This window comes from Paenibacillus profundus, from assembly GCF_021369635.1.
GTDB classification, from domain to species: domain Bacteria; phylum Bacillota; class Bacilli; order Paenibacillales; family Paenibacillaceae; genus Paenibacillus_B; species Paenibacillus_B profundus.
Genome location: NZ_JAJNBZ010000016.1, coordinates 81,731 through 99,824 on the forward strand (window position 1 = coordinate 81,731; position 18,094 = coordinate 99,824).

The 18,094-nt window shown below is 52.3% G+C and carries 14 protein-coding genes; 6 read left to right on the plus strand and 8 right to left on the minus strand.

The features are described from left to right. Positions 1 to 48 precede the first annotated feature (48 nt). From odhB to LQV63_RS18385, 5 genes are all read right to left on the minus strand, one after another. Complete coding sequence (gene odhB / locus LQV63_RS18365; protein ID WP_233697817.1) at positions 49 to 1,383, minus strand: 2-oxoglutarate dehydrogenase complex dihydrolipoyllysine-residue succinyltransferase; 1,335 nt, start codon at positions 1,381 to 1,383, stop codon at positions 49 to 51. A gap of 84 nt (positions 1,384 to 1,467) precedes the next feature. Next, positions 1,468 to 4,326: a 2-oxoglutarate dehydrogenase E1 component gene (locus LQV63_RS18370; protein ID WP_233697818.1), complete on the minus strand. Its 2,859-nt coding sequence runs from the start codon at positions 4,324 to 4,326 to the stop codon at positions 1,468 to 1,470. Between the two features lie 762 nt (positions 4,327 to 5,088). Beyond that, positions 5,089 to 6,237: an ABC transporter permease gene (locus LQV63_RS18375; RefSeq protein ID WP_233697819.1), complete on the minus strand. Its 1,149-nt coding sequence runs from the start codon at positions 6,235 to 6,237 to the stop codon at positions 5,089 to 5,091. Further along, positions 6,230 to 7,435 (minus strand): ABC transporter permease, encoded by a 1,206-nt coding sequence (locus tag LQV63_RS18380; RefSeq protein WP_019422782.1) that lies wholly within the window; start codon positions 7,433 to 7,435, stop codon positions 6,230 to 6,232. The genes LQV63_RS18375 and LQV63_RS18380 overlap by 8 nt, the downstream gene beginning before the upstream one ends. A gap of 13 nt (positions 7,436 to 7,448) precedes the next feature. After that, on the minus strand, positions 7,449 to 8,396 hold the full coding sequence (locus LQV63_RS18385; RefSeq protein ID WP_019422783.1) for an ABC transporter ATP-binding protein: 948 nt from the start codon (positions 8,394 to 8,396) through the stop codon (positions 7,449 to 7,451). Between the two features lie 207 nt (positions 8,397 to 8,603). Here LQV63_RS18385 and LQV63_RS18390 point away from each other — a divergent pair, with 207 nt between their 5' ends. Beyond that, a complete protein-coding gene (locus LQV63_RS18390; RefSeq protein ID WP_233697820.1) occupies positions 8,604 to 9,761 on the plus strand; it encodes a histidine kinase in 1,158 nt (385 codons plus the stop codon). 65 nt (positions 9,762 to 9,826) lie between these two features. Beyond that, positions 9,827 to 10,468: a response regulator transcription factor gene (locus LQV63_RS18395; RefSeq protein WP_233697851.1), complete on the plus strand. Its 642-nt coding sequence runs from the start codon at positions 9,827 to 9,829 to the stop codon at positions 10,466 to 10,468. Positions 10,469 to 10,529: 61 nt separating this feature from the next. On the opposite strand, the gene ytvI is transcribed toward LQV63_RS18395, so the two are convergent. Further along, complete coding sequence (ytvI, locus tag LQV63_RS18400) at positions 10,530 to 11,645, minus strand: sporulation integral membrane protein YtvI (protein WP_233697821.1); 1,116 nt, start codon at positions 11,643 to 11,645, stop codon at positions 10,530 to 10,532. 330 nt (positions 11,646 to 11,975) lie between these two features. On the opposite strand from ytvI, the gene citZ reads away from it, so the two are divergent. From citZ to LQV63_RS18420, 4 genes are all read left to right on the plus strand, one after another. Further along, positions 11,976 to 13,088: a citrate synthase gene (citZ, locus tag LQV63_RS18405; RefSeq protein WP_019422787.1), complete on the plus strand. Its 1,113-nt coding sequence runs from the start codon at positions 11,976 to 11,978 to the stop codon at positions 13,086 to 13,088. Positions 13,089 to 13,458: 370 nt separating this feature from the next. Further along, complete coding sequence (icd, locus tag LQV63_RS18410; protein WP_019422788.1) at positions 13,459 to 14,757, plus strand: NADP-dependent isocitrate dehydrogenase; 1,299 nt, start codon at positions 13,459 to 13,461, stop codon at positions 14,755 to 14,757. A 15-nt stretch (positions 14,758 to 14,772) separates the two neighbouring features. Further along, complete coding sequence (gene mdh / locus LQV63_RS18415) at positions 14,773 to 15,714, plus strand: malate dehydrogenase (protein WP_019422789.1); 942 nt, start codon at positions 14,773 to 14,775, stop codon at positions 15,712 to 15,714. A gap of 145 nt (positions 15,715 to 15,859) precedes the next feature. Beyond that, positions 15,860 to 16,294, plus strand: coding sequence for a hypothetical protein (locus LQV63_RS18420; RefSeq protein ID WP_233697822.1), 435 nt, complete (start codon positions 15,860 to 15,862; stop codon positions 16,292 to 16,294). A gap of 69 nt (positions 16,295 to 16,363) precedes the next feature. Here LQV63_RS18420 and LQV63_RS18425 read toward each other — a convergent pair whose 3' ends face one another. After that, on the minus strand, positions 16,364 to 16,534 hold the full coding sequence (locus LQV63_RS18425; RefSeq protein ID WP_233697823.1) for a hypothetical protein: 171 nt from the start codon (positions 16,532 to 16,534) through the stop codon (positions 16,364 to 16,366). A 45-nt stretch (positions 16,535 to 16,579) separates the two neighbouring features. Further along, on the minus strand, positions 16,580 to 17,986 hold the full coding sequence (locus LQV63_RS18430) for an ABC transporter substrate-binding protein (protein ID WP_233697824.1): 1,407 nt from the start codon (positions 17,984 to 17,986) through the stop codon (positions 16,580 to 16,582). Positions 17,987 to 18,094: the final 108 nt, after the last annotated feature.

An 18,094-nucleotide genomic window follows, 5' to 3' on the forward strand; every position in this document is an offset into this window, starting at 1 on the left:
CTCAAAAAGCCGCCGAATTGCTCGGCGGCTTTCCTATTTTCCTCATCATTACCCTTCCAGCAGCAGCGTTTCCGGATCTTCAAGCAGTTCTTTCACCGTTCTTAAAAAGCTAACGGCTTCAGCTCCGTCGACGATACGATGGTCGTAGGAGAGGGCGATATACATCATCGGCCGGTTCACGGTCCGCTCTTCATCAATGGCGACTGGGCGCAGCTGTATTGTGTGCATGCCGAGAATACCGACTTGCGGTGAATTCAAAATCGGCGTGGACAGCAGCGATCCAAATACACCGCCGTTCGTTATCGTGAACGTCCCGCCTTGCAGCTCGGACAGTGTCAGCGAGTTGGTGCGTGCTTTCTCCGCCAGTTCCCCGATCTGCTTCTCTATTTCAGCGAACCCGAGCCGATCTGCGTCCCGGACAACCGGTACGACCAAGCCTTCTTTGGCGGCAACGGCAATGCCGATGTCATAATATTTCTTCATGATGATGTCTTCACCATCAATTTCGGCATTCAGCAGCGGATACGCTTTGAGCGCGCCGACGATCGCTTTCGTGAAGAAAGACATGAAGCCAAGTCCTACGTCATGCTTCTCGCGGAACGTCGTTTTGCGCCGTTTGCGGATATCCATGATGGCCGACATGTCGACTTCGTTGAAGGTCGTCAGCATTGCGGCCGTCTGCTGTGCTTCCACGAGGCGCTTGGCAATGGTCTGGCGGCGCCGGGACATCCGAACTCGTTCGGCTGGCTTGGCCGCTGCATCTTGTACTCCGACGACTGGCACCGCTGGTGCTGCCGCCTTAGGTGCTGCTGATGCAGGAGAACGCTTGTCTCCCGCTTCCTTCATCACCGTCTCCCCAGCCGCTGTATGCGCCTGCACGTCTTCCTCGCGGATACGTCCGACTGGATCTTGCGGACGGATATTCCGCAAGTCGATTCCTTGCTCTCTTGCCATCTTGCGGGCCGACGGCGTCGCATGATAGTCGCCCCGCTCCTCATTCGTGTCTACTGCATCAGCAGTGACAGCCGCTGTGCCGCCGCTCGTTGCGGAAGCGCTGCTGGATACCGCATTCACATCGGCACCCGCCGTCTTGCTATCGACAGAATTTTCATCTGCGGCTGGTGGGTTTCCGCCGCTTGCGGCTGACGATTGAGCACTGATAATTCCTATGATCTCGCCAACGGCTACATTCTCGCCTGCGTGCCGCGCGATACGTTCGACTATTCCGTCTTCCTCTGCGCTAATTTCAAGATTTACTTTGTCTGTTTCTAATTCTGCAAGAACATCGCCGAAATGAACCGTATCTCCTTCTTGAACGTGCCACTTGTGCAGTGTGCCTTCCGTAATGGATTCTCCCAATTCGGGTACTTTAATTTCCGCCACAACCGCTACCTCCCTGAGCATTCATGTATTCATCAGTATTATAGTACGTGTTCAAAAAGGCCATAGGGGTTTTTGAACAACCTATTATAGGGTATCAATAAGTTTCAATGCATTCGCAATCAGATTGCGCTGTTCAATATTGTGAACGTCCGCATATCCGCTCGCCGTGCTTGAACGCTCGGCACGGCCGATATAACGAACCGGTATATTTCCTGAAGTCAACTCGCGGAGCCGCGGCTCCATGTAAGTCCAAGCGCCCATATTTTTCGGTTCTTCCTGAACCCAGACGATTTCCTTCAAGGCAGGAAGCCGCTGCAGGACAGCAGTAATGTCTTCGTCCGGGAACGGATAGAGCTGCTCGATGCGGACGATGTGGAGCCAATCCCATTTACGTTCTGGCTCTGCTTCGATTCCAGCCTGCAGGTCGAGTGTAACTTTGCCGCTGCACAGAATCAAGCGCTCCGTCTTCTTCGGCTTGCCGCCAAGCAGAGGTTCTTCCAATATCGGGCGGAAGCTGCCTTCCGTCAGGGATGAGGCTGGAGCCGCGCTGCGCGCATTCCGCAGCAAGCTCTTCGGTGTCATCAGCACTAACGGGCGCGCTTCGGTCGTTCTGCCGCTCGCCGCCTGCCGCCGGAGCAGATGGAAATATTGGGCGGCGCTGCTCAAATTGGCAACCGTCCAATTCCGCTCTGCACAAGACTGCAAGTAGCGCTCCAGCCGGGCGCTTGAATGTTCAGGACCCTGACCTTCGTATCCATGCGGCAATAGCATAACGAGATTGGAATACTGATGCCACTTAGCCAAGCCCGCGGAAATGAATTGGTCAAAGATGACTTGTGCCGCATTGGCGAAATCTCCGAACTGCGCTTCCCAGAGGACGAGCGTCTCGGGAGCGAACACATTGTATCCATATTCGAAGCCGAGCACGGACGCTTCTGAGAGCGGACTGTTATACACGCCGAACGACGCCTTCGCTTGTGGCAAGCGGTGCAGCGGACAGAACGTGTTCCCAGTCTTATAATCGTGCAGCACGAGGTGGCGATGTGCGAACGTGCCGCGCTCTGAGTCCTGGCCGCTTAAACGGATAGGCTGGCCGTCTTCCAGAATAGTAGCGAAGGCGAGTGCCTCCGCCAAGGCCCAATCGACCGCTCCGTCGTCGTTCAGCGCATCAACCCGGCGCTGAAGAATCCGTTCCAGCTTCGGATACACGTGGAAGCCTTCTGGAACCTCCAACAGCTGCCGATTGATATCTTGCAGCCGCTCCAATGGTACGGCTGTCATCTTGGAAGGCGCCGCGTCGGAACGCGGGAACGAATCGGAATGGTAATGATATGGCCGATCCGTCAGCGCTTTCATTCGGTCATAAGCTTGCTGCAGCGTCTCGTCGACTTGCCGCTTCATCGCTTCGATGCGGCTGTCATCCAACAGACCTTTCCGCCGCAATGTCTCGGCATACCGCGTCGCTACGGTCGGATGCTTGGATACTTTCTCGTACACTAGCGACTGGGTCGCGGAAGGATCGTCCATCTCGTTGTGCCCGTGCCGGCGATAGCCGATCAGGTCGATTAGGAAATCCTTCTTGAACTGCTCTCGATATTCGGCTGCCATGCGGATCGCCGCGAGGCAGGCTTCCGGATCGTCTGCATTTACATGCACGATCGGAATCTCAAAGCCTTTGGCCAGGTCGCTCGCGTAGAGTGTGGAACGGGAATCGTGACTGTCCGTCGTGAACCCAATGCGGTTGTTGACGATGATATGCACCGTTCCACCGTTCTGGTACCCTCTAAGCTTGTTGAAGTTGAGCGTCTCCGATACGATGCCTTCACCTGGGAAGGCGGCATCCCCATGAATTAGCACGGCCGCTGCCCGGCCCGCATTTTGTTCCGGATAGCCCGGCTGGCTGCGGTCATCCTGTGCAGCGCGTGTGAAGCCTTCGACGACCGGATTCACGAATTCCAGATGGCTCGGATTGTTCGCGAGCGTAATCGTGGTACGGATGCGATCGCCGTCTTCCAGCGCGCGGTCAGCGCCAAGGTGATATTTGACGTCCCCCGTCCAGCCGTAGTTAATTCCCATCGACCCTTCCGAAGGGAAGAGATCTTTGTTCGGCGAATGGTGGAACTCCGAGAAAATGCTGCCATATGGCTTGCCCAGTACGTGGGCCAAAACATTCAAACGTCCACGATGGGCCATGCCCATTAAAATATGTGCTGCGCCTCCACGCGCAAATACTTGAACGATTTCGTCCAGCATCGGAACGAGGACGTCCGTGCCTTCGATTGAGAATCGTTTCTGGCCTACGAAGGTGCGGTGGAGAAAGGTTTCGAACTGCTCTACTTCAATGAGTCGCTTCAATAGAGCGCTTCGCGCTTCGTCGGTCATCGGCGGTGGAACGAGGCCGGAACTGACCTTTTGTCTGAGCCACAGCCGTTCGCCCAGATCGTGAACATGGCTGAATTCAAAAGCGATGGATTGGGTGTACAGCTCGCGCAAGCGCTGCACTGCGTCCCATGCACTTTCTATTTCATCCGGCGCTTCCTCCCATACGAGGGAAGCCGGTAAGGAACGCAATTCGTCCGCAGTTAACCCGAACGTCTCCGGTTCGAAGCGGCGGGTGTCAGCCTGCGCATTCACTCCGAGCGGATCAAGATCCGCAGCCAGGTGTCCATAGGCGCGAATACTCTCCGCGATTCGTACAGCGGATACCGCTTGCTGGAGCCGTTGTACATCCGTAATCAAGCTAGGTTCCACCGTCGTTGCCGTTCCGGCAGTAGTGCCGCTCGTACCGGGCGGAGCACCGTAACGAGCGAATAGGTCGCGATAATGGGCGTCTACGGAAGCGGGATCCACCGCATAGCGCTCATACTGCTCTTGAATGTAACCCAGATTGGGGCCGTAATACGATTTCCAAACCCCTCCCGAGTGCGTAACATCAGCCGACATGCAATATGACCTCCTAACGGATTCATGCGAGAAATGGGTTGTTTCTCCATTTATAACCCAAAATCTTCATGTCTAATTGTGAACTCCTTCGACAAATATTGCAACTGATATTACAAATTTTTGTTCAAAAGGGCATGAATGCGATTTAAGTAGTTGGAACAAAGGTTTGTTAATGGATGATGGAACATTTTATGTAAATAAATGGGTGTTAAATCATTGCTGTGAAAACCTAATAATGGAATTATTGAGAATGTGGCGGAGTTGAATAAGGATGCCGTTCACATCTCGTTCATACATCATTCATACATGTCATATGTGAATTAAGGATGAGCCGTAAAAGCCGGCCTCCTTTTACTATATAAGTTGATCTATATTGTTGTCCAAGGTGAAGGAGAGCCTATTTACAGTAAAATATGCCGATCGGGCGGCTTAAAGGCATGTGGACTGAATTTTGTGCAGTGGATCGGGCTGCTTTTCAGCATCGCTGCGGAAACCGTGTCAAAACACGGTGTGAATTCCAATGAAACCTACCGTAAAGAGGCATGCGCTGCTGTTTCGCTGTACAAAGTCCAATGCAGGATGAGGCAAGGGGGAGACAGCCGGTCCTTCAGTCTATCTTTTTTAGTTCAAATAGAAGATGGTCGGATGACAATGGTACAGATGCGGCTATGAGGATCCATGTAGATGCGGATCCAGCGGACGCACATGAAAAAACCTCCTTCCTGCCGCATGCAGCGGATCGAAAGGAGGAGGATTCCATAATTATATCGCTTCTCGTGTGGCCGGCCGGAGCACGGTGGAGCCGATGCCAAGCAGGACGACGCCGAACAGGAGCAGCACTATGACATGCAGCGCGATAGCTGACCAGGAACCGCCAGCAGCCAACTGTTCCATCGCATCCAGCACCCAACGCTGCGGTACGAAGTACGAAATCTTTTGCATGTTGTCGTTCATGAATTCAATCGGCCAGTAGCAGCCGCTTATCATGCAGGTCGGTACTACAAGGAAAAAATTCACTCGGGAAAAGTGCTCTGAATTTCCGATGATAGAGCCTAGCATGCAAGCCATCCCCATACCAGCGATCAGGAACAGCTCCAGAAGCACCCATTGCTGAAGCAGTGTCATTGACATGTCGATGCCAATCAGATAACGGGTGATAAGCAGAACGACGGCAATTTGCATCGTGCCGAAGGCGATGCCGCCCAAGAATTGACCTAGAGCGATATGGTAGGCGCGCACCGGCGCGGCATAGGTTCGCATCATCGTGTAGTTTTGCTTGTCTTCCAGCATGATGGAGACGGCGTTCATCAAGGACATGAGCATGAACATCAAGAGCATTCCCATGCTCATGCGCAGCGTCGGCGACACATACAACTGAAAGTCGGTCGTTTCCGCGCGGACGTTCCCTTTTGATTTCTCAGTCAGGACATCAGCCGTTCGTGTCTCTAAGTCATTCCCTTGTAACCCGGACGCCTTCAGGGTATCCACGACACGCATCGCATCCTGCACATGCTGTTCCAGCCGCAACTTGAGCGCGATATTCGCTTCATTTATGCCGAGTTGGATCTGTTCAATAACCGGATGCTCTCCCTGAAGCAGCATGTCGCCGTAGCGTTCTGGAAGGATGAATCCGGCGCTGGCTTTCTGATCGAATACGTTCTCGCGCAGTTCATTCGTGTTCGCAGCCTCCTTCAGCTCAAAGTCGTCTTTAAGCGAGTTGAGCAAATATTGAGCGAGCGGCGAATGGTCGCGGGAGACGACTTCAATCCGCTGCGGCCCTTGCTCGCCGATATGAAGGAGCAGCATGAATGCGGATACGATGATGGCCGGCAGCAGAAACGTGACAATTAGCGAGCGTTTTTGCGAGATCATCCGCTTCAGAAACCATTGTGCAATCCACAGACTAGGCATAGTTGACCACCTTTCTGAATGACCAGACGGCAAGGAGGAACAGTACGCCCGCAATCCCCGCAAGCGGAAGCACATAGTGAAGCGTATCGCTCCATCCCCCGTTCATCATGATGCGGAGCATGCTCTGCATCGCCCAATGGGATAGGGTGAACGGGCCGACGGTTGCCTGAACTTCGCTAATCGGAAAGAATCCGCCGCTTATTGCCGTCATTGTAATGACCAAAAATTGAAACAATCCTTTGATGGATTTTTCTTCTCGGACATAGGCGATGATGACCGACCCGAGCGCCATGGAGCTCACGATGAGAAGCAAGCATACGATGACGAGCGCTCCGATGTCGCGGCCCCAGTCTACGCCGAACAGCCAGTGGCTGAGCGCAATCATGAATATGGCCTGGCAGACCGCGATGAGCGATTGCCCGATCAATTTGCCTGACATGTAGCTGTATGGGCGGACAGGAGCGGCCATAATCCGGTGGAAGGTATAGTTCTGCCGGTCGGCCAGGATAGAAATGGCAAGAGACATGCCCGTATACAGCATATACATGACGAGGATGGATACGGAATAATACTGCATCGCTGTCGGATTGGGCTGATCCTGCATCGGATTCACTTCGACGATTGCAGCCTCGTTCTGCTGTTCTCCCGCACTGCCTTGCATTAACGTTCCAGCTGCCGGCGGGATTCCGTTCTTGGCAGCGCTGCTGCCTGTATGTTCGGCCGTCAGAGCGAGCGCCTGCTGTGTGTTGACAATGTCCAGATAGGCGCCGAATACGGATTTGGCAGCAAGATTATTGGCGTAATCATTGCCCATGATCATTTCCCACGATGCTTGACGTCCGTTCAGCACATCGTCAGAGAACGTGGAAGGGATGACGAGCCCGAAGCCGAGCTTGCCATCACGAATGAGGCGGATAACCTCCTCGCGGTCGGCGTATGCTATAGGCTCAATCCATTGGCGAACGTCATCTGCTGTGAGAAATTGTGCGAACGCTTGTGCCAGCACTCCCTGGTCTTGCTGCACGATACCGGCCTTGAACGGCTCCGGATCACGGGATTCTACCTTGAATTTGCCGGATCCCGATAAGGAAGAGCCGAGCAGAAAGATAAGCAGCAGCGGAACGATGAACGTCACGACCAAAATGGAGATCATCTGCAACTGTCTGCGCAATTCATTGACTGCAATATTCCACATCATGTTCTCGTTCCTCCTAATCCCGCAATTGGCGTCCGGTCAACGACATGAACAGCGTCTCCAGATTCGGTTCTTCCCGTTCGAATGATTGTACCAAAATACGGTGTTTGGACAGGATGAATAAAATATCTTGCAGGCTTCCATCCGCAGAGGGAAGCAAGATTTGCAGGGCGTTCTCCTGCAATGACGCCTGCTTGATGCGCGGATGCTCCAGCAGTTCGCCAATGGCGGCATCGACTTCACTGTCGGGCGACAGACTGATTGTAACCGTTAGTTTGTCGTCCTGACCGATGTCTTCCTTCAGCTGATGCTGCGTGCCGCAGGCGATAAGCCGGCCCTGGTTCATAATGCCGACCTTGGTAGAGATCGCTTCGACTTCTTCCATGTAGTGGCTAGTGTAAATGATGGTGGACCCTGCCTCATTCAGCTGCTTTACCGATTCTAAAATGTGATTGCGCGAATGCGGGTCGATGCCTACAGTCGGTTCATCCATAATGATGAGCCGCGGGCGATGCGCAATCGCACACGCAATGTTCAGGCGCCGTTTCATTCCGCCGGAGAACGATGCCGGTTTGTCTTTCCGCCGATCGGACAGGCCGACCAGCTCGAGCGCTTCATCGACGCCGGCTTCCAGCGCCTTGCCGCGAAGACCGTAGAGCTTGGCGAAGAAGACGATGTTGTCGCGTGCGGACATCTGCTCATAAATCGCCAAATCCTGCGGCACGAGTCCGATGCGCCGCTTGACCTCAAGCGGATTGTGCTTGACGGAGATGCCATCGACGGAGATGTCCCCGCCACTTATCGGCAGCAGTCCAGTCAGCATATGAATGGTCGTGCTCTTGCCTGCTCCATTCGGTCCGAGCAGCCCAAAGATTTCGCCTTCCTCTATCGCTAAATTCAAGTGGTCCACGACGGCTTTGCCGTTATATTTTTTGACCACATTCCGAATCTGTACCATGTTCATTCGGAACACCCTCCCTTACGCTTCAATCGATATCCCCATTATAAAGCGGCTTGCCGGCACGCCACAGGTAGAATACGTCACCTCTTGCACATGACTTTCGTCATGTTTTACAATTTCGTGCGGAAAAAAGTTGCGCGCTAATAACGGTGCGGCAGTATGCTATAATGTGTCTCGTGAAATGAGATTGATTAAAGCGGGTGTTGACCTATGCTGCATCAAGTAAAGATTGGATTGCGCTACGGATTGCTAGTCATCCCCGTTCTGGCTTCAGTATATGTGGAGTCTTACTCCTCTTATGGGATATATACGTTGTGCGCGCTTCTGTTACTGGCTTGGGGAGAGCTGCGCAATTTCGCGCAGAAGGAATATCTCGTTTGGACCTTTTTCGTCGTTGAAATCGGATACCTTACCTGGTTCGGCCACCACTATGCGGGACTGCTGTTCCTTGCTTTCGGTTCCACAGTTGCGTCCCATCCGGTTCAATGGTCCGATCGGAAGCATGCAGTTGCTCTGGCGCTTGCGATGTGCGGGTTGAACGGCTCTCTGGCCGGGCGGCCGTGGGAATGGGTGCTGATGGGCAATATTGTCGTGATCACGATCGGTGTGCTTATGATATGCATCTACGCGAGTGAGAAGGCGCAGTGTGGCATGGAGCGCCTCAACGATGACTTGCGGCAACAAGCATACGAGCTGGAAGCGGCGCGGATGGAGATGATGCAATACGCGCGCCGGGTGGAGCATGCCGCCCAAGCGGAAGAGCGCAACCGCATCGCGCATGAGCTGCACGACGAGCTGGGGCATAAGCTAATCCGCTTGAAGCTGATGATGGATGCGGCCGAGCAGGTGAAAGCCGTGGATTCGGATCGGGCCTTCGGGCTATACGATTCGGTGCGGGAACAGCTGACTGCCAGCATGGAGCTGCTGAGGATGACGGTCCGGCGGATGAAGCCCTCTGAGGGGGACGTCAGGACGTATTCGCTGGAACGGCTTGTCCAAGAGGCGGAGAGCGGTGGAGTGCTGCGGGTTCGCCATCAGGTCAACGGTATTCCGTATGCGTTGTACCCGAGTATCGAAGTCGTCATCTATCAAAATGCGCAGGAAGCGATTACGAATGCGCTCCGGCACGGAGGGGCGACAGAAGTCGATATTTATGTTTCTTATCATCCGGAGGAAGTCGTGCTTCAGGTGGGCAACAACGGCTCCAAGCCGGAGCTGCCGTTGGAACGGGGCATCGGACTGAGAGGGATGGAGGAGCGGACGAACATGATCGGCGGGCGTGTGGAATGGACAGCCGAGCCGTACTTCACGGTACGCACCGTCATTCCGGCGGCGACGAAGAACGTCAGCCGCTCTTCGTCCCGCTGATGTGCGGCTGCGCCGTGCGCATACATAGAGAGCAGATTGAAGCTGTGAAGAAAGGATGCTGCGCAATGATTTCAGTATTGATTGCAGATGACGATGCTTTTATTCGGGAAAGCTTGAAGCTTATCGTCGGCATGCACCCCGATATCGACGTTGTCGGGACATGCGGGAACGGCAAGGAAGCAGAGCGTGCGGTTGCAGAGCTCGGCGCAGATGTCGTCCTGATGGATATGCGCATGCCGGAATACGACGGGGTAGAGGGGACGAGGCGCATCAAGGAGCGTCATCCCGACGTGAAGGTGCTCATTCTAACGACGTTCGACGATGACGAATATATCGTGGAAGCGATGCGTTGCGGGGCTAGCGGTTATTTGCTGAAAAACAATGCCCCCGAACGGATCGTCGAGGGCATACGGACCGTACACGCTGGATCGGTGCTGATGGATCCCGATGTGGCGCGCAAGCTGGCTCAGCTTCTCCAGGCGCCGTCCCATGCGAAGAAGCCTGAATCGATGTGGTCGGAATATGCGTTGACTGCGACGGAGCAGACGATTACTGAGCGGGTGGCCGACGGGATGTCGAACAAGGAGATTGCGGCTGCGCTTCATCTGAGCGAGGGCACCGTGAAAAACTATATTTCCGATATTTTGTCGAAGCTCAGTCTTCGGGATCGCACGCAGCTCGCCATTTTCTACTGGAAGCAGCAATAACAATGCTAACGTCGTTGCAGTTACTTGCAGCGGCGTTTTTCGGATTCAAGCAGCCACCCGCTCAACGCCTGCCGGTCAATATGTAATTGCGCAAATCCCGAAACACGTACGCACGGTTCATTGCGGATACCAGCACCAGTGTGACTGGACCGATGATAAGCCCGAGCACCCCGAACAATTTCAAGCCTACAAACATGGCCACAAGCGTAATCAGAGGATCCAGGCCGACACTGGATGCGAGCACCTTCGGCTCCATGATTTGCCTTGCGACTAGCACGATGGAATATAGCACGGCCAGACCGATTCCAAGCGACGAGCTTCCTGCCGCAAAGCTGTAGATAATCCACGGCACCATAACGGCGCCCACTCCCAAATACGGAAGCAAATCGACCAGCCCGATGAGCAGCCCGATCGTGACCGCATACTCGACATGCAGCACGATTAGCCCGATAATGACGATCAGGGCCGTAATGGAGATAAGGAGGAACTGCGCACGTAAATAGCCGAACAGCGCGTGCTTCAAATCCTGCCATACGTTGCGGGTCGGCTTGCGGACTTGTTCCGGCACCGTCCGGGTGAACGTGTGTGTCCACCGCAGCCAATCTTTGCTAATAAAAAACGCCGCGAGCATAACGATAATGGAGATGGTCGCTACGTTCGGCAAGCTGGAGAGCAAGCGGACGATGCCATCGAGGAACAGTGTGATGAGATTCGTGATCGCTGTCGTAATCGTCTGCGCGGTGTTGGATAGATTGCTGTTAATGGAACCTTGTATATTCGGATTGTCTTTATAGAGTGAACTGATGGAATGAATGAACTGCTGCACGTCCTCATTTTCAACCAACTGCAGGAATAAATCCCGCCACACATTGAGAAAGTATTCCAATGTCATTGACAAGTTATATATTTCCTTCACAATTCGGGTAATGACTGCGGCTGCCACCGTCAGCATTGCCAAGATGAATATCGTTAATGATATGGTGACGCTGAGCCACCTGGGAAACTTGAACTGCAGGGACATCCACTGCACGACGGGATTGAGCACAAGCGCAATCGCCCACGCGATCAGAAACGGATAGAGCAAAGGGAGCAGCATCCAGCTTGCGAACAACACGACTGCCGTGACAAGCAGCACCCAACCGCCACGCCAAATTCGTTTTATTATTAATTGATTCACGAGCCACCTCCTTATGCGTAAGCAACTGCAACCGATTGCGGATTACCCTGTTATGAGCTTGCGTTCATTTGGACGAACCCCTTTTATATATAGCTATGCACAATGTCACAAAACCTGTTCTTTTTCCTATCACAAAAAAACCTTTATGACAGTGATAAAGCATTTCTATCCAAATATTGCACTGAAACCGTTCACAATTCCGACAATATCCTTTATGATCGAGGAAGAGTACACTGCCGATTTACAGTGCAGTAAATATGCACCAGGTGAAGACAGAGAAAAGAGAAAGTTGGGATGTTATAGGTTAGATATGCAAAGGAGAGAGGACAGATGACAGCGACGAAAGGTTTGGAAGGCATTGTTGCAACGACTTCTTCCATTAGTTCGATTATCGATGGCGTGTTGACCTATCGTGGTTACAATATCGACGATTTAGCTGAATACGCAACGTTTGAAGAAGTTGTGTATTTATTGTGGTTTGGAAATTTGCCGAATCAAGACAAATTATCGGAGTTGCGTGAGCGGCTTGATGAATATGCCGCAATACCTTCTGCCGTGATTGATCAAATGAAGTTGTATCCATCGAACGCCAATACGATGGCTGTTCTCCGTTCTGCGATTTCCGCATTGGCTTTGTATGACGTAACGGCAAATGACATGAGCCGTGAAGCGAATGTGGATAAAGCTATCAAGTTGCAAGCTCAACTCCCTACCATTATTGCTGCCTTCGCGCGTATTCGTGAAGGGAAGGAGCCTATTTCACCGAAGGCGGGACACTCTATCGCCTATAATTTTTTGTACATGCTGAACGGCGAGGAACCTGAAAATAGCGCCGTTGTAGCCATGGACAAAGCACTCGTGCTTCATGCCGATCATGAGCTGAACGCTTCGACATTCGCCGCACGGGTGACGGTGGCTACGCTGTCCGACATGTATTCGGGCGTCGTATCGGCTGTCGGCGCACTCAAGGGGCCATTGCACGGAGGCGCCAATGAGGCGGTTATGCAAATGCTCGAAGAGATCGGATCATTGAACCGGGTCGAAGACTACATTCAGCATAAGCTCGACGACAAAGAGAAAATTATGGGATTTGGACACCGCGTATACAAGAACGGCGACCCGCGCGCGAAGCACCTGCAGAAGATGTCGCGTGAACTCGGCAATATGAACGGGAACCTCGAATTGTACGAAATGTCCACCCGTATTGAAGAACTGGTAACTGGACAGAAAGGCTTGAAGCCGAACGTGGACTTCTACTCTGCGTCGGTATATACCATGTTGGGTATTCCGCGCGATCTGTTTACGCCAATCTTCGCCATTAGCCGCGTGTCCGGCTGGACGGCGCACATATTGGAACAGTATGAGAACAACCGCATTATTCGTCCGCGTGCCGAATATACGGGGCCTTTAAGCCAATTGTTCATCCCGATTCAGGAGCGTTAAGACGGTTTATGCTTGGATGAGATGAACATATCGCGATAACTTAGGTTGTCTTTATAAAAGGCGGGTTGCTACAATAAGGATTGTAGCTCCCGTCAGCTGTTGTATATTGCCATCAGGCTCGTGGGAATTAACTTTAAGAGGATGTTCAAAAAGTGCCCTTTTGATCACGTAGTGTGACCGTAAGCAGATTCGACATCGAATCTTGCATTCACCCTCGAAGAGCTTATGCTTCCGGAGTATGTTTCCTGCGGACACATTTCAGGCGCTCATGTAGTCTTGCCTACACTGCGCTCCTCCTTCTTCAGGTTATGCAACCTTCTCGGTGCTGAAAAGTTCACTTTTTGAACACGCAATTTAAGGAGGAACGTTCATGCTTCAATTGGAGAAATTCGAATTACCGACCGAAGGCGAGAAAATTACGATTCAGGGAGACAAGCTTCAAGTTCCCAACCATCCGATTATCCCGTTCATTGAAGGGGACGGAACAGGAAGAGACATTTGGCGCGCTTCCAAACGTGTTCTGGATGCGGCGGTAGAGAAAGCGTATAAGGGGGAGCGCAAGCTCGCTTGGTATGAAGTCTTTGCCGGTGAGAAGGCGTTTAATGCATACGGCGAATGGTTGCCGAACGATACGCTAGAGGCGATTCGCGAATATATTGTTGCGATTAAAGGTCCATTGACAACGCCAATAGGCGGCGGCATCCGCTCGCTTAACGTTGCTCTTCGTCAAGAGCTTGATTTATACGTTTGCTTGCGTCCGGTCCGTTATTTCGACGGCGTGCCTTCGCCGGTGAAGCGTCCGGAGCTCGTCGATATGGTCATTTTCCGCGAGAACACGGAAGATATCTATGCGGGTATCGAATACGCGTCCGGTTCGGAAGAAGTGAAGAAAGTCATTGAATTCCTGCAGCAGGAAATGGGCGTGAAGAAGATCCGTTTCCCGGAAACATCCGGTATTGGTATTAAGCCGGTATCCTCCGACGGGTCCAAGCGTCTGGCACGTGCAGCCATCGAATACGCTATCGAACATAAACGCAAGAGCGTGACGCTCGTGCATAAAGGCAACATTATGAAATATACCGAGGGCGCGTTCAAAAATTGGGGCTACGAAGTTGCGGAGCAGGAGTTCGCTGAACAAACATTCACGTGGGGGCAATATGACCGCATTAAGGAAAGTGATGGCGTAGAAGCGGCTAATAAAGCGCAGGCCGAAGCGGAAGCGGCCGGCAAAATCATCGTTAAAGATGCTATTGCCGATATCGCGCTGCAGCAAGTATTAACCCGTCCGAAGGACTTCGACGTCATCGCGACGCTGAACTTGAACGGCGACTACTTGTCCGATGCGCTGGCTGCCCAAGTAGGTGGCATCGGTATCGCACCGGGTGCCAACATCAACTACGTAACCGGTCATGCGATTTTCGAAGCGACTCACGGAACAGCACCGAAATATGCCGACTTGGATGTCGTTAACCCGGGTTCGGTTATTTTGTCCGGTGTTATGCTGCTCGAACATCTTGGCTGGAATGAAGCAGCCGACCTGATTTACAAAGGAATGGAAACCGCCATCAACAACAAGACTGTAACTTATGATTTCGCGCGGCTCATGGAAGATGCGACTGAAGTGAAATGCTCTCAATTTGCTGACCAAATTATAAATCATATGAACTAGGGGGTCGAATCACAAATGGCCATTCGACGCAATAAGATTACAGTCGTGGGTGCGGGCTTCACAGGCGCCACAACCGCTTTAATGTTGGCTCAGAAAGAACTTGGTGATGTCGTATTAGTTGACATACCCCAGTTGGAGAATCCGACGAAGGGGAAAGCGCTCGACATGCTCGAGGCAAGTCCGGTTCAAGGCTTCGACAGCCAAATTACCGGGACGTCTAACTATGAAGATACGCAAGATTCCGATATTGTCATTATTACCGCAGGAGTTGCGCGCAAGCCGGGCATGAGCCGGGATGACTTGGTGAACACCAATGCCGGTATTGTGAAGTCGGTATGCGAGAATGTAAAGAAATATTGCCCGAATGCCTATGTGATTATTTTGAGCAACCCAGTTGATGCCATGACGTATGCGGCTTTCCAAACACTCGGTTTCCCTAAAAACCGCGTCATTGGCCAATCCGGGGTGCTGGATACGGCTCGTTACTGCACGTTTATTGCGCAAGAGCTGAACGTATCCGTCGAAGACGTGCGCGGCGTCGTATTGGGCGGCCATGGCGACGATATGGTGCCGCTCGTTCGCTATAGCAATGTCGGCGGCGTTCCGATTGAGAAGCTGATTCCGCAAGAGCGCATCGAAGCGATTGTGCAGCGCACGCGTGTCGGCGGCGGCGAGATCGTCAATCTGCTCGGCAATGGCAGCGCCTATTACGCGCCTGCGGCATCGCTCGTGCAGATGGCGGAAGCCATCTTGAAGGATAAGAAGCGCATTCTGCCAGTCATTGCATACCTTGAAGGCGAATACGGCTATGATCGGCTGTTCATGGGCGTGTTGGCCGTGCTCGGCGGAGACGGAATCGAACAGGTTATTGAAGTGGATTTGACGGCAGACGAAAAGGCTGCATTGGATAAATCGGCTGAGTCGGTTCGCAATGTCATTCAAGTTGTATCTGGATAATTTTTTATAATGTGTGATATATATCACTGTAAAGTTCAAAGAGATGCCATTTTTCATGGCATCTCTTCTTTGTTTTTGGAGGGGGGATTTAGTATAATAGAGAACGGTAAGATACATAACATGACTATGGAGGGAATGTATACTTATGTACAGTGCCTTTAACCTATTACACATTTTAGGCGCCGTCTTTATGGGCTTCTATGCGATCGTCCCGTTTATCGTTGGCAAGATGAAGACTGTATCGGGACCTGGACAGGAAGGATTGCTTGTCGGAATTGTGACGGCGAACCGCATCGCGCAGTATTTCTTGATCGTTCAGTTCATTACCGGCGGCTATTTAATGAGCAAGGCACCCTATAGTGTGCTGTGGATGGTGCTGACGACAGTCGTCTTCTTGGCGATTGCGGCATTCAGCGGCATAATGGGCAAGCAATTGAAAGCAGCGCTCCAAGCGGTAAAGTCCGGACAGGCGGATCAAGCGGCAGCCGGCAAGATCAGCACCTTCAGCTTCTTGATTTTCGTGCTGTTCATTGTGATGATTTTGCTGATGGTATTCAGCTACCAGTTTATTACGAGATAACGATGAATTATAGAAGAGCCTTGCTCAGGTGAATGTGCCTGAGCAAGGCTCTTTACGTTCTAGTGCCGTTCAGCTTTCTGATTTCCTGGCAAGGCTGGCACTAAGGAGCAACACGCTGATTGCAGCAGATACGATGGCGAGGACATACATTCCTGCGGTCGTAGCGGTGCAGCAAAGAATCAGTCCCAGCATAGCCATCACCGCAAGCAGCAGCAGGACGGACTTCCACTTTCTTGTCACTTTGCCTTCTCTCCTTCTGTCATTCACCATCTGCCCATCGGCAGCTTATTTCTTCCCGGCCTGCTGCTTCGCTTTCGCCGCCTCCCGCGCCTGCTGGAGGGCCGCATTGCCTTCGGTCTCGATGGCGGCAACGGCTTCTTCGGCAGACTTTCCGTTTTCGACCATCGCCTTCAATTCCTTAATGAGCAGGTTGGAGAAGGCCATACGGAAGCCGTTCGGGACGTTCACGTTCGAGCCGCCCCATAAGGACCCGCCCGAAGCCTTCGGCCGCAGCATATAGAAGGGCTCCATGCTTTTGCCGTCCACCTCTTTCATGGAGTCCACCCTTGTCGGCAGTTGGCCCCGGAAGGAACGGGAAGTGGCCTTCGCCATTTCCGGACCGTTTACGAACTTCACGAATTCCCATGCCGCCCGCTTGTTCTGAGAATCGGCCGCGATCGCATAGATGGAGTCCAAAACCGTAAAGGAAGATTCCTCCGGCGCAGCCGTATCGACGGGAGCCGTAACGAATTCCCAATTGATTTCTTTGATGTCGCTATCATACTTCGGACGGTTCCGAAGATCGCTCATGAGCCAGGCCGATCCGAACATCATCGCGACTTTGCCTTTGAAGAACTGCTCGCTCTGCAAAAAATACATCGTACCTTCTTTTTCCGGCTCCAGAGAAGCCGTATAGACCGCTTTGCCGCGAATCGCGTTGGCTGTCAGCTCCACCGCATTCTTCCAACCATCCGTATTGAACGTGACCTTCTCCCCCTTCGCGTCCAACAATCGCAACGACGAGCTGCTTGCCACATTAAAAAGCATGCCGTCGGCTTGGCCGAGTTCATCAGACAAACCATAAATCTGATCGTCCCCGGAACCGAGGCCCGAGAATCGGCTCGACAATTCGAGCAGTTCTTTCCAGCTCATCTTATTGCGCGGCGGTTCAATATGATGTTCTCGGAACAGATCGGCGTTATAATAGACGACCGAGGCATTAAAGTACGGAGCCAAGCCGTATAGCGAGCCGCCGCCGCGTTCCCGAAGCATATCGATGAGCCCGGGCATATATCCGTCAAGATCGAATTTCTCCTGTTCGATCACCGGATCCAGATTGTACAGCTTGCCTTCCTGCGCCAGCTTCTCGAAGCTGTCCGAACCGGTCATAATGACATCCGGCTTGTGTTTCCCAATAAATTTGAGATATTCTTCCTCATAGGTCGTTCCATTTTCTTGCATATCTTGGTATATTTGATCCGTGTTGATGACCTCGAATTCAATATTGGGATACTTCACATTGAAATTGTTTCCATAATCGCTATAAAAGCTGCCCTCGTCATAATAGAGCACTTTAATTTTCCCCTTGCCCTCTTGACCCAGCTCTTCAAGCGCGGACTTCTCGCTAAAGCAGCCCCCCAGCAAAGAAATCACAGTAAGCAGCAGTATGGCAACCTTCCATTTCTTTCTCAAACCGTTCTCCTCCTTTTCGTCCAAAAAGCAAGTATATCGGCGGTTTCCGCACCATTCAACCTGATAAAGGGAATCTTAATCAAATCGATAGGGGATGTTAAGAACTAT